The sequence below is a fragment of the Rhodococcus sovatensis genome (assembly GCF_037327425.1).
GTDB classification, from domain to species: Bacteria; Actinomycetota; Actinomycetes; order Mycobacteriales; family Mycobacteriaceae; genus Rhodococcoides; species Rhodococcoides sovatense.
The window spans coordinates 1,356,522-1,370,511 of the sequence record NZ_CP147846.1; the positions used below are offsets into that span (position 1 = coordinate 1,356,522).

The following is a 13,990-nucleotide window of genomic DNA, read 5'->3' on the forward strand; positions in this document are numbered from 1 at the left end:
GCGTTCTCCGCGCAACGGCACCGACCGCACTGGTGCCGGTGTACCCGACCGACGAGAAAGGCATTTTCACGAGCATGACATCGCGCACTCGGACTCGAATTCAAAACGAACTCGGCGTCAAACCGTCCATCGATCCCGCCGCGGAAGTTCGCAAGCGGGTCGCATTCCTCGCCGACTATCTTCGCGTCAGCGGCGCAGCAGGCTTCGTTCTAGGTATCAGCGGCGGGCAGGACAGCACCCTCGCGGGCGCACTCGCACAACGCGCTGTCCGCGAAGTCGTCGAACTGGGTGCAGATGCCACGTTCCTCGCGGTTCGGCTGCCGTACGGCACCCAAGCCGACGAGGACGACGCGCGGATCGCATTGGACTTCATTGCGCCGGACCGTATCGTCACCGTCGACATTCGCGACGCTGTCGACGCATCAGCTGGTTCGACGGCGACCGCATTGGACGCCGGTCGGCTCGACGATTTCGTCCGCGGCAACATCAAGGCCAGGCAACGCATGATCGCGCAGTACGCGCTCGCTGGCCAGGAGAACCTGCTGGTGGTGGGTACCGACCACGCTGCCGAGGCCGTCACCGGTTTCTACACCAAATACGGCGACGGGGGAGCGGACCTGACCCCACTGTCCGGACTGACCAAGAACCAGGGAGCGCAACTGCTGAGGTACCTCGATGCTCCGGAGTCGACGTGGACGAAGGTTCCGACCGCCGACCTGGAGGACGACCGCCCCGCTCTACCCGACGAGCAGGCCCTCGGCGTGAGTTACGCGCAGATCGATGCCTACCTCCAAGGAGACGCGGTCGACGACACCGCAGCCGTCACCATCGAAAGATGGTACGAAACTACGCGCCACAAACGGACGATGCCGGTCAGTCCCGTCGACCGCTGGTGGCGCACCTCGCTCGACGACGGCAGCTGACACGAAGATTCAGCAACACCCTCCCGGCAGTGCACGACCCCGGTGAACGCTCATGGTTCAGCTTTCCTGCGCGATAGTGAGCCTGAGGAGGGCGTAGATCCACGCGTTCGTGAGGTCGTCGAGGTCCCCCGATACGGTGTCTGCGACCCCCGTGAGTGCCGACGCTGTGGTGGTCATGCCTGAATCGGCAAGCTGAGTGGCAGACCGTCGAAGGTGGGTGGCGTCTGTTGCCGATGCGTGGCGTAAACCCCTTGTGTGCAAGGTCCGCGAGTAGCTCCAGCGCAGCATCCGGTGCATTCTGCAGCGCGCCAGTTCGTGCAGGAAGTGTGGAAGTTGCAGTGCCCGGCGCTTCGAGATCCGGCACGACCACACCGCGCGCGCCGGCGACGCCAAAGGGGCTGATCTGCAACACTCCGTTTCGTATGCTCAGGCGCCCCGCGACGGTGGCCTGGCCGGTCGACAGAGCTTCGTCGACGGCGTCCATTGCGCGCGGCGCGTACGACCGATAGTCGACGACTATCTGTGCCACGCTTCCCCGCTCGTCATGGACTTGCATTGTCAATTGCTGGCTCTCGGGAGAATATTCCTTGAACAGAACGGATTCGACACGAACCACACCCACACCTCTGGTCAGGACTCGCTCGCCCACGACCGACGGCGTGCGTCCGGCCAGCCGCGTGTACTCGGCCGCGTAGTCGGTGACCACAGTCAGCGACTTGGTCCATGTGTCGGAGCTCAATGGCATGATCGCTGTGCGTCCGATCCCACGGCGCGCGAACCTGATTCGGTGGTTGGCCTGCCGCACAGCGGATTCGGTGACCACCGTCGACGATGCCAACGCTTCGACGGTGGTTCCGGAGATGCGTCGTTTCGAGAGCGCGTGACCTGTCGGTATTCCACCGCCATGTTCGGTCCATTCGCGCCTCAGCAGATGGACGGTGCCGGAACCAGGTTCCGCGAAGTACACATCCGCGCATACGTTCGCTCCCACCCCTGTCACGTGGGCGCCGAGTGCAACGAGTCGGGTTCTGCGAAGCGGGGTCTCGCTGGGGGTATCGGTTCCCAACGCCGTTGCTGCGGCTGCCGAGTCCCGAGATTGCCCGACCTTGACTCGTGCATCGATTTCCGCAATGACGGTCGCGGCGCGAGTGCGATTGTGTCTGGCATGTCGGGAGCAGTAGGCGTCCACCTGATCGAGCAGTTCCACACATGCGTCGGCCAACCACACGGCAGTGCCCGCTTGTATGGAACGCACCGTCCGCCGCAGGGCGACGCGCTGTACCTCCGTCAGACGTGCGACACCGTCGACGAGAACTGTCCGTGCGAGCAACAACGCCGCTTCTGCGGTGGTGTTCTCCTGTATTGTGCTACCGCCGACGTGGACGGTGTCGGTGCTGTGCGCGTCGGCCTCGCGGACGGCCCAGACTGCGAGAGCGATGGACTCCATGGTGGCCTCATCGGAAGCGGACGACCGCGCGAGCGTCAGCTCGTGAGGAACGAGGAAACTCACTGTGCTGTGCGGCAATTCGACCCGCACAGCAGGATCGTCACCTCGGGGGCGGTGCACTGTTGCCGAGTATCCCGCTCGCCGGATCTTCTCGGCGCGTCGGATTGCCGACACCCCGAGGTACGCGAGCAGCGCCTCGTCGTCGAACTCACCCGGTGACCAGACTGTGCTCGCAGCTGCCGGATGCAGTTGTCGATACGCCACGACCAACCCCACACGGTGGCGGCACATCCCGGTCGCCCCGCATGTACACGAGGCGTCGGTGAACGCGCACTCGGCGGGGAGGGTTGTTTCGACACCGTCGGCGTATCGTGCAACGACGGCGTGTTCGGAGACCGTCAGCGTGGGAGGTTCGGTCGACTGCACGCGCAGCGCTCTTTTGAGGAGTCCACGGTTGGCGACCACGGTGAGTGCGTCGTCGGTCAGCGCCGACAGATCGGGTCGTACTGTCATCGAATGCACTCGGCCACGAACTCGGCAAGACCTGCGGGTGTCATCGCTCCGACGTGCACACCCGCTCGGCTGAGTCGGCGGCCGATCTCACGGTCGTAATCCGGTTCACCGGACTCGTCGAGAGCGGCGAGCGCCAGCACACGAACGCCGTCGTCGGTCAGCCGTGTGATGGAGCGAACGAACCTATCCGAGTTACCTCCCTCGTAGAGATCCGAGATCAAGGCGACGATCGTGCGCCGGGGTGTCTCGATCAGCTGCGCCGCGTAGTCGACGGCGCGAGTTCCGTCTGTCCCACCTCCGAGCTGTACGCCCATCAGAAGCTCTACCGGGTCCAGTTCTTCCGACGTCAGGTCGGACGACCGCGAACAGATGTCACCCGTGGCGGCCAGGGTTCTTCACAGACAACGTGATGAACAGTGCTGACGCGATCAATACGACTCCGAAAATCCAGAACACGGCGACGACGCCGCCGAGTCCGAACGTTGCACCACCGACTCCGGCGCCTGCAGCAATGCCGGATTGAACACCGACCACCACGATTCCTCCGGCGCTTTCCGCCTTGTCGGGCACGGTGAGGGTCGCCCAGTTGGACCACGCCACCGAAACTCCACCGAACGCCAACCCCCACACCACCACCAAAGTTGCAGACATGCCCTGATTCGCAGGTAACAGTGCGAGCCCCAGTGCGGCTATCCCGATCAGCAGGGGCATCAGCGCCAAAGTCAGACGCAGGCTGAGTTGGAGGAGCCATCCGGCGGCCAGTGTGCCGACAAGGTTTGCCACACCGAAGGCGAACAACAGAGCAGCGAGGGTGGATGTGTCTACATCGACCATGGTCTCGAGCGCAGGTCGAATGTAGGTGAACAGCGCATAGTGCCCGACATGGACGAGCAGCATGCCGACGATGCCGATCGCGAAGCTCGGATGAATCAACACCGACCACAGAGTTTTCAACCGTGCCGCGTTCTGCGGCGTCATCCTTGGCAACGCGAACAGCTGCAAGACAAGTGTCACGACGCCGAGAGCGGTGGCGGCCCAAAAAACACTGCGCCAGCCGGCCAAATCGCCGAGGTAGCTACCGAGCGGCACGGCCACGATGGTTGCCACAGCGATACCGCTGAAGATAATCGATACAGCGCGAGGTATAAGGGGAGCGGGCACCAGCCGCATCGCAGTGGCGGCCGCCATACTCCAGAAGCCGCCCAATGCAACACCGAGCAGGATCCGCATCGCCAACAGCACAAACATGTTCGGAGCCAAAGCCACGAGCGAGTTCGACACGATCATCAGGACAGTGAAGCCCAACAGAACAACTCGCCGGTCTATCCGTCGTGTCAGGCTTGCTGTCAGTAGACCAGAGACCACTGCTGCGCCAGCGGTGACAGTGACCGCTTGGCCCACCAATGCCTCCGAAACGCCCAAATCCTCTGCAATCGGAGTCAGCAGGCTGGCCGGAAGATACTCGGCCGTCAGCAATCCGAATACACCCAGCGCGAGTGACATCACCGCCATCCACTTCGGTTCCACCGGCGGCGGGACAACAGTTGCGGGTGCACGGTTGGTTCGGGAATCGGGCGCGGTGCCGCTCAAGTTACTGGACAACGGTTGTACTTCTCCTCAATTGCATGAAAGGGTTTGAAACAACACTAGATACGATTTTCAGGATGATCTATGACCGAGAAACCGAGCGTTTTGATCGAGAGTCCGGCCGAGTCGGCTGCCGGGCAACTTTCGTCGTCCTCCCACCTCATCAGTGAACTGTTGACGAGTATGAAATTGCGTGGAGTGCAATACCGTCGTGTCCATGCCGGGCCGCGGTTCGGCATCAGTTTCGCTGCGAAACCGGGACGTGCCTATTTCCACTTCCTCGCAGTAGGCCACGCGTTTCTGCATACCGAGAACGGCACCGTCCATGAGCTGTCGACGGGCAATGCTGTGTTCATGCCTCACGGTCGACCCCACCAGTTGCGGTCCGGACCCGGTGTCCTGCTCCGGGATATCGACAGCCACGACTGCGCACCCATCGGCGACGCGGTGGGAGAGGTGAACGTTTGCCTCCCTGACGATCCGGACCCATCGCCCAGCACCGTGTTGTTCACCGGCTACATGGAATTCGATCTGGGTGGGATGCAAGGGTTGAACCAGATCATGCCCGAGATCATGATCGCAGACGCCCACGGTGAGCGTTATCCCGGACTTCTACCGATCCTCGCCGCGATGAGGCGCGAGACCTGCTCGGCACGCGTTGGATTCGCTGGGGTTTCAGCGCGCCTAGCCGAAGTGGTGGCAGCGATGATCGTACGAGGGTGGATCGAATGCGGCTGCGACAATGCGCCTGGACTGGTGGCCGCGCTGGGCGATCCGCGGCTGGCCGGGGCCATCCTGGCTATGCATCGTCATCCCGGGTACCATTGGACGGTAGCGGAGTTGGCGTCCCGGTGCCATGTGTCACGATCCGTATTCGCGGAGCGCTTCCATGCGACGATCGGCGTACCGCCTCTGCGCTACGCCACGGAATTGAGGATGCTTCTTGCCAGCCAGTGGCTTGCCCAGGACACCATGTCAGTGGACGCCGTGGCTCGGAATCTCGGTTACACATCCCAAGCTGCGTTCAGCCGGGCCTTCAAGCGAATCACCGGGCACCCTCCCGGCGCACGCAGGGCTGCATCACGTACGGAGCTCGCTGCGAGCAGGTCTGCGTGACGCCGACGAAAGCGACCGTTCCGAGGAAAACACAAGAAGATGTCGTCTTGTGTACTGCTATGACCAACCCACAACGAGACGCGCCGATTGTTCGGGAATTGTTGGATCTACCCCGGTGAGTTTTGCAAATCGATGAAGACGATTGGAAACGGTGTTGCGGTGACAGAACAGTTCGTCGGCAGATTCGCCGACACTCCCTGTTCTCAGATAGCTACGCACGCATTCCATGAGACGGGCACGTTCGGTATTTCCGCAGCGCGCCAAAGCGTTGTCTACATCGGCAAGTAACCCGTTTCTCGATTGTTGTAGATCCAGCTTGGCCAGTCTCGCCCAGCCTCGATTCCACGTGATGGCCGTGTCGTCGTCACTGGTGATCGTTCGTGTCAGATCGCGGGTGGTATTTGCCGCCGCTCGAAGGTCTGACAGGCCACGGCCGGCGGTGACTATTCCAACTCGTAGCGCTAAAAGGCTGCGTCCAGCTTCGGTGGCGTGTGGCCCGTCGAGGTCGAAACTGCACATGAAGGCAATCAGGATGTCCCCGAGGTAGTGGGTATAGACAGCTCGGCCGGAGCGTTCGGTTTGGGAGATGTACACCCGCAGCGCTGGGATGTCGTCACCGGCAGCTCCGATTACCAAGAGGGGTGCATCCCGGGGGATTCTCAGCTCGGCTGCAATCGCGTCCAGTCGATCTGCGGCTGTCGATCGGTGGTCCTGGAACAGATTTGCGATGCGTCCCTGCAATGCGGACGATTCCTCTCGCAACATTCGCTCTCGCTCAGCCATGTAGGCCCGTTGCGTCTGCGCAGCGTACTCGTCGACGGTGCGGAGCACGATCCACGTGTGCCGGACCAAAAGCTCTGCGTCACTTGGTGACGACGCCGACGTGAGAGCCTCCCACAACACGTTGTAATCCAATCGGATCGCGGTCATCAACGAGGTGATGGGAATCCCCGCCCGCGCACGCGAAACTCCGACGTCGTTTGCTATCGGTACGAAATCAGGTAGACCACCGGACCGGAGACCCTGAAGCATGGCTGAAAATGCCAGACGGCCCGACCGCTCGATCTCCGATGTCGGTAGCGGCGACGAGTCGTAGCCCGTAATCGAAGCGACGCGCTCGACGAAGGTTGCGGTCAGTTCGGCTACGTCGAGACCGTCGAGCAACTCCTGCCACCTTCTCGAGTCGCGGGGGTTCGCTTCGTCGTTGGGTCGTGGGGGGTCGAAATCGTTCATCGGCCCAAGGGTAGGGCATATGCACAGATTCGAGGCGATATCCCGCGGTCAATGCCCAGGGACATTGAGCGAATAACCTGCAATGCTTGCATGGAGCCGAAATCCCCGAGGGGAGAGAAGCACACCGAATCCCTCATCCTGATGGAGAGCTATGACGTATACACAACCGACGTCGATCGAGTTCGGCGCCGTTCATGAGCTCGACACGAGAAGCGCGAACAAGGTCGCCCTCGGCGCATTGGTCGGTTCCGTGCTCGAGTACTACGACTTCTTCCTGTTCAGCGCAGCGGCTGCGCTGGTGTTCAACGTTCAGTACTTCACGAGCGGCAACCCGACAGTGGCTGCACTTGCTTCTTTCGCTACCTTCGGTGTGGGTGTCGCTGCCCGGCCGATCGGCGGGATCGTCTTCGGCGCGATGGGTGACCGGATCGGCCGCCGGAAGACTCTGATGATCACCATCATCGGTATCGGCATCATCACGGCCCTGATCGGCATCTTGCCCACCTATGCGGCAATCGGCATCGCAGCTCCGATACTGCTCGTACTGCTGAGAATCGTGCAGGGCCTGTTCGTTGGTGGGGAATGGTCAGGCGCCTTGACCTTGGTGGTCGAGAACGCACCGCTGCATCTGCGAGCGCGATATGCAGTAATTCCCCTCATCGGCTCTCCCGTTGGAACAATTCTCTCTTCTGGTGGATTCTTTCTGGTCACCATTATGATTTCGCAGCAGAACTTCGAATCCTGGGGGTGGCGTATCCCCTTCCTTCTGTCGTTGCCACTACTTCTTGTTGCTGTTTACATTCGACGCAAGCTCGAAGAATCTCCAGTCTTTCGTCAACTGGAGGAAGCTGGTGAGTTGTCCGCCAATCCCGTGAGCACGGCATTCAAGAACAGCTGGCGTCAGATTTTGATCGGGATGGCGGCCTCACTCCTCGGAATGGGCGGATTCTATCTCGTCACGACTTTCTGTGTGTGGTACGGAGTGAACGTGCTCGGGTATGACCGAACTTTGATGCTGCTCGGAACTATTGTCGCCGCCGTCGTCGAGATATTCGTGATCTTGCTCAGTGGCCGGTTGGGTGCGCGATACGGTTCGAGCCGCGTGATCTTGTGGGGAGGAATTGCCTCCGCTGTAGTAGCACTACCCGCATTCCTGTTGCTGACGTCGGGAATTCCCGTTCTCGTCGTTCTGTCGATGACGTTGGCCGTTGCGACCTTGTCGTTTCCCTACGCAGGCACCGGTGCTGTTCTGACGGGACTCTTTCCGGCGCAAACTCGTTTCACAGGTGTTGCCGTCGCGAACAACTCTGCTGCCATGGTCGCCGGCTTCGTTCCACTTCTGGTCACAGGCCTTGTGGCTGCAGCACAGGACCATTGGTGGCCAGCTGCGTTGGTCCTGGCGCTGATCTCTCTGATCACTGCATCGGCGGGTGCGATCGCGCCGAAATTCAGCGTGGACCTTCCCGGCTTCAAACACTGAGCGCATCTCCGGGTCGGTGTTCGGCAATCGACGCGTCCGCGCACCTGAGAAAGCCACCGCTCGATCATTCGACAAGGACACTTTCATGAAACTCGACCTCATTCTGCGGGCACGCGAAATAATCACCTTGGATCGTGATCGGCCGATTGCGTCGGTTGTCGGCGTCGTCGGAGACCGCATCGTCGGGTTCGACGGCGAGATTGCCGGCATGGACGCATTGCAAACCCTGGACTTCGGAGAGGCTTGCGTGACCCCCGGCCTGATCGACGCCCATTGTCACACGGTTTGGTGGGGACTCGGCCTGGCTGCGATCGATCTCGGCCAGGCTGCCAGTCTCGAAGATCTCTACACGTTGGTCGAGGCCGAGATAGGGCGTATCGGTAGTGACGCCGATGCCTGGGTGCACGGCACAGGTTTCAACCAGGGACGTTACGACGGCCAGGTCCCCGATATCGACCGGCTCGACCGCATTACGGGCGACCGGCCACTGTACCTACGGCATACCTCCGGCCACGCCGCGATTGCGAACACCGCCACGTTGCGACTTATCGGCGCGTTCGACGAGGGTTTCGAGATCCCTGTCGGGGGTGCGATCGAGAGGGACGACCTGGGCCGACCAACTGGTCTCGTACAGGAGTCGGCGCAAGGATTGGTGCAGGCGCTACTCTTGCCGTATTCCACCGAGCAGCTCGCCGAGGCAATCGACGAAGCAACCAAACGTTTTGCTGCACAGGGAATAACAAGCTTCACGGAAGCAGGTGTCGGTGGCGGTTGGATCGGACACAGCTCCATCGAGATCGCGGCCTATCAATTGGCCGCAGATCGACATCACCTGCACGCCCGTGCACAGTTGATGCCAACAATCGATGCACTTCATCCCCTCGAGGCCAACACCGCGGACTTCAGCGGCGAGGGGACCGGTGTCGGGTTGGACCTTGGGATTCGTTACGGATTCGGTGACTCCTACCTTCGGTTGGGGCACGTCAAGGTGTTCCTGGACGGCTCGCTGCTCGGAGCGACGGCAGCTGTCACAGAGGACTTCTGCGGTCATGATCACAACCGGGGATACCTCCTCGACACTCCAGGGCAGTATCGAGAGCGTGCGCTCGCCGCATATCGATCAGGATGGCCGCTAGCGTTGCACGCGATCGGCGATGCAGCGATCGACCTGGCTTTGGACCTCATCGAGGAGGCACAGAAGAGCTACGACCGCCACGCAGCACCCTGTCGTATCGAACATTTCGGGATCGCTCGACCAGATCAGGTGCGGCGTGCCGCCGAACTCGCCATTGCTGTAACTCCCCAGGCGGGGTTCATCGGCCCTCTCGGTGATCAGATTGCCGAACTCGTCGGGACCGAACGTGAACCGTGGCTTTACCGTGGGCGGTCCGTAATCGATGCCGGGGTCATACTTGCAGGCTCTTCGGACCTTCCGGTCGCCGACAACAATCTTCGCAGGGGTATGCAGTCAGCTATCGATCGTCGTACCGACGCAGGAGTCGTCCTCGGTCCGGATGAGGCGATCACACCGGAGGAAGCGCTTCGGACACATACGGAGTGGGCCGCGCGCGCGACAGGCCAAATCGATGAAAAAGGCACCCTCGAACGGGGCAAGCTTGCCGACTTCACCGTGTTCTCGTCATCACCGCTCAGCGCACCGAATGTGTCGGAAATCGACGTCCTCGCAACGATTCTCGGAGGAAGACTTACCTACGATGCACGATCGGATTCGCCTATGGAACACGTGTGATTTTGTGAAGGATAATTCTATGGACATGATGCGAGAGCCAATCGACGAACTAGAAGTCGATTTGGCCTATGCGAAAGCCGGGCAAGTGCACTTCGACCGGACGTTGTTCGAACTCGGTGAGAACGACGTCCGTGAACCCTCGTTGCTTCCCGGATGGACTCGTGCGCACGTGATCGCGCATGTCGGTTTCAACGCTCGAGCTCTCACCAGGCTCGTGGATTGGGCAACGACAGACATCCCACGGCCGATGTACGAATCTGTCGATGCGCGCAGTCATGAAATCGACACTGGAGCGGCGTTGTCGGATATCGAACTTCGCACACTGAGTGGCACGGAGGCAGAAGCGCTCGAAGCGGCCTGGAGCAGAGTCCCACCCGATCGATGGGCCTACAGGGTGAGCAACGCCCAGGGCGTACGCATACCGGTCATCGACACTGTGTGGATGCGATCTCGCGAATTATGGTTGCATGCTCTTGATCTCGATCTCTCGGCCAGTACTGCGGATGTACCGGCGGCGGTACAGCGACGGATCACGCAAAATGTCCTGGATACGTGGGCAACCCGAGATGGCTATCGCGTGCATGCGACGGTTCCAGCCACCGGTGAGAGACTCGAACCGGCGCCGAGTCGCATCCGTGAGGCGGATTCGACCTGTGCTCATCTCACTGTATCCGGATCGCTGCCGAACCTGATGGCGTGGGTGACCGGCCGCAGACATACCGGAGTGTCCGAGGTCGACACGTCGGGACGCGACATCGGTGCAGCCCCTAGCCTGGGGCTTTCATGCCGGTAGTTAGTGGCGGCGTGTCAAGATGGTGGAATGGTGCCTTGAACTGGGAGAATTCGACTTACCACAGTTGAAACCCGACCAGTTCGAGAGGCACCATCCCGGTGAGTAAGTCTACGTCGCCCTACCCCGCCCTGTCTGTCGATGCCACCGGAGGCGGCATCGTGTCGCACGCCGGAGCGGTGACACTGCTCCGAACCGCGGACGCTACCGGGCTCACCGCAGCGTTGTCCGGGCAGCTTTCGTTGTGGCGGAAACCGTTGGCGCAGTTCGACCCCGGCAAAATCATCACCGACCTCGCCGTGTCGTTGGCGCTCGGTGGTGACTGCCTCGCCGACATCGCGACCCTGCGCGAACACACCGCCGTGTTCGGGAAAGTACCCTCCGACCCAACCGTCTCCAGACTGATCGCAACCTTGGCCGCAGATGCCCCTGCAGTCCTGACCGCCATCGACACTGCCCGAGCAGCCGCTCGCGCCGCAGCATGGAAACATGCCGGCAAGGACGCACCCGATCACGGCATCACCGCAGACAACCCGATCGTGATCGACCTCGACGCCACCCTCGTCACCGCCCACTCCGACAAACAGCTCGCCGCACCAACATACAAGCGCGGGTATGGCTTTCACCCACTCCTCGCCTTCGTCGATCACGGGCAGGCAGGGACGGGCGAGCCCCTCGCAGCACTGCTGCGCGCCGGCAACGCCGGCTCGAACACCGCCGCCGACCACATCGCCGTCACCCGCGCGGCGCTCGCACAACTGCCGTTCACCACCGGCGGCCGCCCCGGCAAGAAGGTACTGGTCCGCACCGATGGAGCGGGAGCCAGCCATGTCTTCATGTCGTGGTTGCATCGGCAGCGGGTGTCGTATTCGATCGGGTTCGGGCTCACCGACGCCATGGTCGCCGCACTGGGCGAGGTCCCCGACACTGCGTGGTCGGTCGCGGTCGACGCCGATGAGAAGGTCCGCGACGGTGCCTGGGTGATTGACGCGACCGGTGTCCTCGACCTCGGGGCATGGCCGCCGGGGATGCGTGTGGTGATCAGGAAGGAGCGCCCGCATCCGGGTGCTCAATTGCGTTTCACCGATACCGACGGACTGCGGCTCACTGCGTTCGCCACGAACACAGTCCGTGGTCAAGTTCAGGTTCTCGAACTGCGGCACCGTCGCCGTGCACGCTGCGAGGACCGGATCCGTATCGCGAAAGATACTGGGCTGAGCAATCTTCCGTTGCACGGGTTCGATCAGAATCGGATCTGGCTTGCCATCGTCGCTCTCGCACTCGACCTGACCGCGTGGACTCAGATGCTCGGTTTCACCGATCACGACGCTCGCAGGTGGGAGCCGAAACGGCTACGGTTGCGGATTTTTTCCGTCGCCGGACGCATCGCCCACCATGCCCGCCGCATCCACCTGCGACTGTCGAAAAATGCGACCTGGTCCGACCTGATCGTCACCGCACTGAACCGGTTGGCGGCACTGACCGCACCCGCCTGACCGAACCCACCGACCGATCGACCCGAAAGACCCCTCTCGGACAGTGGAACCGAGCGCCCAGCCGAACGATATCGGCACAGTCACCATGCCCGAAGCCGCAATCGAGCTCGAAAACCGCAATCTCGAACCGCTCAGGCCGACACATCGGCCTCATGCAAGATCGAGGCTAGAGCTCCTCGCTGGCTCTGATTCTCCCTATCGACAACCAAATTGAGGAACGAATTGTCTGTCTCGTCAATAATGGGTGGTCCGCTTCTATCGCAGCGTCGCAACCTCGTGACCGAAATCCCCGGACCCGAATCGCAAACGCTCATGCGTCGAAAGAAAGCGGCCGTTGCAGCCGGTGTCGGACACGTTGTACCGGTATCGATAGTTGCGGCCGGAGGCGGAATTTTGATCGATGTCGACGGCAATTCTCTGATCGACCTCGGCTCGGGCATTGCCGTAACGGGAGTCGGAAACTCAGCCCCGGCCGTTGTCGAAGCCATCACTCGCCAAGCACAGCTGTTCACACACACCTGCTTCACCGTAACCCCATACGATGGCTACGTTGCGGTCGCGGAGAAGCTCAACTCCATCACCCCCGGGCACCACGAAAAACGCACAGCACTGTTCAATACCGGCTCCGAGGCCGTCGAAAATTCCATCAAAATGGCGCGCTCCTTCACCAACAAACATGCCGTCGTGGTGTTCGACCACGCGTTCCACGGCAGAACCAACCTCACCATGGGGATGACCGCGAAGAATGTGCCCTACAAGAACGGATTCGGTCCATTCGCACCCGAAATCCACCGCGTGCCAACCTCATACCCATTTCGTGACGGACTTGGAGGGGTAGAAGCGGCCGACATCGCGCTCCTGCAGATCGACCGACAGATCGGCGCTTCCAATCTCGCTGCCATCGTCATCGAGCCCATTCAAGGCGAAGGCGGCTTCATCGAACCCGCACGCGGGTTTCTGCCCGCTCTGTGTGAATGGGCAGCTGCGAACGGCGTCGTGTTCATCCTCGATGAGGTCCAAACTGGCTTTGCGCGTACCGGCGACCTCTTCGCTGCGGATGACGAGTCACTCGTACCCGACCTCATCGTGACCGGAAAAGGAATCGCGGGAGGATTGCCCCTGGCCGCGGTCACAGGACGTGCAGAAATCATGAATTCGCCACGACCTGGCGGAATCGGCGGCACCTTTGCCGGTAACCCGATCTCCTGCGCCGCAGCACTCGCCACGATCGAGACCTATGAGAAGGACGACCTCGCCGGTCGTGCGCGTGAAGTCGGGACGATCATCGATGAAGTCTTCTCCGAACTGGGGGAGTCGGACGACCGCATCGGCGACATCCGAGGTCGTGGCGCGATGAAGGCCATCGAAATAGTGCACTCCGGCAGCACCGATCCAAACCCCTTGCTGACAGGGTCCGTTGCAGCATTCGCCGCACAACACGGTGTCGTGGTCCTTACCTGCGGCACCTACGGAAACGTCATCCGGTTTCTTCCACCTCTGACGATTTCGGACGATCTGCTGCGCGAAGGTCTACGTGTCGTGGTCGACGGTTTTCGCGCGAATTCCCAATCACAATTCACCGACGAAAGAAACTCATGACAATACAGCCGCACGAACTAGACCTACTCCAGCGCGTCGAAACCGGCATCGGTGTT

General features: G+C 61.4%; 11 protein-coding genes. 7 read left to right on the plus strand and 4 right to left on the minus strand.

What is annotated here, in order from left to right:
• The first annotated feature begins 74 nt into the window (after positions 1 to 74).
• Positions 75 to 923: an ammonia-dependent NAD(+) synthetase gene (gene nadE, locus WDS16_RS06275; protein WP_338891318.1), complete on the plus strand. Its 849-nt coding sequence runs from the start codon at positions 75 to 77 to the stop codon at positions 921 to 923.
• Here the strand turns inward: nadE and WDS16_RS06280 are convergent.
• From WDS16_RS06280 to WDS16_RS06290, 3 genes are read right to left on the minus strand one after another with little or no spacing between them, the layout of a single operon-like run.
• Positions 874 to 2,883, minus strand: coding sequence for a hypothetical protein (locus WDS16_RS06280; protein ID WP_338891319.1), 2,010 nt, complete (start codon positions 2,881 to 2,883; stop codon positions 874 to 876). The genes nadE and WDS16_RS06280 overlap by 50 nt on opposite strands.
• Positions 2,880 to 3,272, minus strand: a complete 393-nt coding sequence (locus tag WDS16_RS06285) for a VWA domain-containing protein (RefSeq protein ID WP_338893267.1) — start codon at positions 3,270 to 3,272, stop codon at positions 2,880 to 2,882. The genes WDS16_RS06280 and WDS16_RS06285 overlap by 4 nt, the downstream gene beginning before the upstream one ends.
• The gene (locus WDS16_RS06290; RefSeq protein WP_338891321.1) at positions 3,256 to 4,485 is read right to left on the minus strand and encodes an MFS transporter; all 1,230 of its coding nucleotides are present in this window, start codon (positions 4,483 to 4,485) and stop codon (positions 3,256 to 3,258) included. Before WDS16_RS06290 ends, WDS16_RS06285 begins: the two co-directional genes overlap by 17 nt.
• A gap of 69 nt (positions 4,486 to 4,554) precedes the next feature.
• Here WDS16_RS06290 and WDS16_RS06295 point away from each other — a divergent pair, with 69 nt between their 5' ends.
• Entirely contained in the window at positions 4,555 to 5,586 is a 1,032-nt protein-coding gene (locus WDS16_RS06295; RefSeq protein WP_338891323.1) for an AraC family transcriptional regulator, read from the plus strand.
• A 57-nt stretch (positions 5,587 to 5,643) separates the two neighbouring features.
• Here WDS16_RS06295 and WDS16_RS06300 read toward each other — a convergent pair whose 3' ends face one another.
• Positions 5,644 to 6,819: a helix-turn-helix domain-containing protein gene (locus WDS16_RS06300; protein ID WP_338891325.1), complete on the minus strand. Its 1,176-nt coding sequence runs from the start codon at positions 6,817 to 6,819 to the stop codon at positions 5,644 to 5,646.
• 151 nt (positions 6,820 to 6,970) lie between these two features.
• Between WDS16_RS06300 and WDS16_RS06305 the strand changes: the two genes are divergently transcribed.
• The 5 genes from WDS16_RS06305 (at position 6,971) to gabT (ending at position 13,934) form a co-directional block, all read left to right on the plus strand.
• The gene (locus tag WDS16_RS06305; RefSeq protein WP_338891327.1) at positions 6,971 to 8,299 is read left to right on the plus strand and encodes an MFS transporter; all 1,329 of its coding nucleotides are present in this window, start codon (positions 6,971 to 6,973) and stop codon (positions 8,297 to 8,299) included.
• Positions 8,300 to 8,384: 85 nt separating this feature from the next.
• Positions 8,385 to 10,049 (plus strand): amidohydrolase, encoded by a 1,665-nt coding sequence (locus tag WDS16_RS06310; RefSeq protein ID WP_338891329.1) that lies wholly within the window; start codon positions 8,385 to 8,387, stop codon positions 10,047 to 10,049.
• Positions 10,050 to 10,074: 25 nt separating this feature from the next.
• Positions 10,075 to 10,842, plus strand: a complete 768-nt coding sequence (locus WDS16_RS06315; RefSeq protein WP_338891331.1) for a maleylpyruvate isomerase N-terminal domain-containing protein — start codon at positions 10,075 to 10,077, stop codon at positions 10,840 to 10,842.
• A gap of 98 nt (positions 10,843 to 10,940) precedes the next feature.
• Entirely contained in the window at positions 10,941 to 12,335 is a 1,395-nt protein-coding gene (locus WDS16_RS06320; RefSeq protein WP_338890844.1) for an IS1380 family transposase, read from the plus strand.
• A gap of 240 nt (positions 12,336 to 12,575) precedes the next feature.
• Positions 12,576 to 13,934 (plus strand): 4-aminobutyrate--2-oxoglutarate transaminase, encoded by a 1,359-nt coding sequence (gene gabT, locus WDS16_RS06325; protein ID WP_338893268.1) that lies wholly within the window; start codon positions 12,576 to 12,578, stop codon positions 13,932 to 13,934.
• Positions 13,935 to 13,990 lie beyond the last annotated feature (56 nt).

What these genes read in the sequence shown, in the direction of transcription:
- nadE (WP_338891318.1), top strand. Translation starts at nt 75, where the DNA reads ATGACATCGCGCACTCGGACTCGAATTCAAAACGAACTCGGCGTCAAA.
- WDS16_RS06305 (WP_338891327.1), top strand. Translation starts at nt 6,971, where the DNA reads ATGACGTATACACAACCGACGTCGATCGAGTTCGGCGCCGTTCATGAG.
- WDS16_RS06315 (WP_338891331.1), top strand. Translation starts at nt 10,075, where the DNA reads ATGATGCGAGAGCCAATCGACGAACTAGAAGTCGATTTGGCCTATGCG.
- WDS16_RS06280 (WP_338891319.1), bottom strand. Translation starts at nt 2,883, where the DNA reads ATGACAGTACGACCCGATCTGTCGGCGCTGACCGACGACGCACTCACC.
- WDS16_RS06310 (WP_338891329.1), top strand. Translation starts at nt 8,385, where the DNA reads ATGAAACTCGACCTCATTCTGCGGGCACGCGAAATAATCACCTTGGAT.
- WDS16_RS06295 (WP_338891323.1), top strand. Translation starts at nt 4,555, where the DNA reads ATGACCGAGAAACCGAGCGTTTTGATCGAGAGTCCGGCCGAGTCGGCT.
- gabT (WP_338893268.1), top strand. Translation starts at nt 12,576, where the DNA reads ATGGGTGGTCCGCTTCTATCGCAGCGTCGCAACCTCGTGACCGAAATC.
- WDS16_RS06300 (WP_338891325.1), bottom strand. Translation starts at nt 6,819, where the DNA reads ATGAACGATTTCGACCCCCCACGACCCAACGACGAAGCGAACCCCCGC.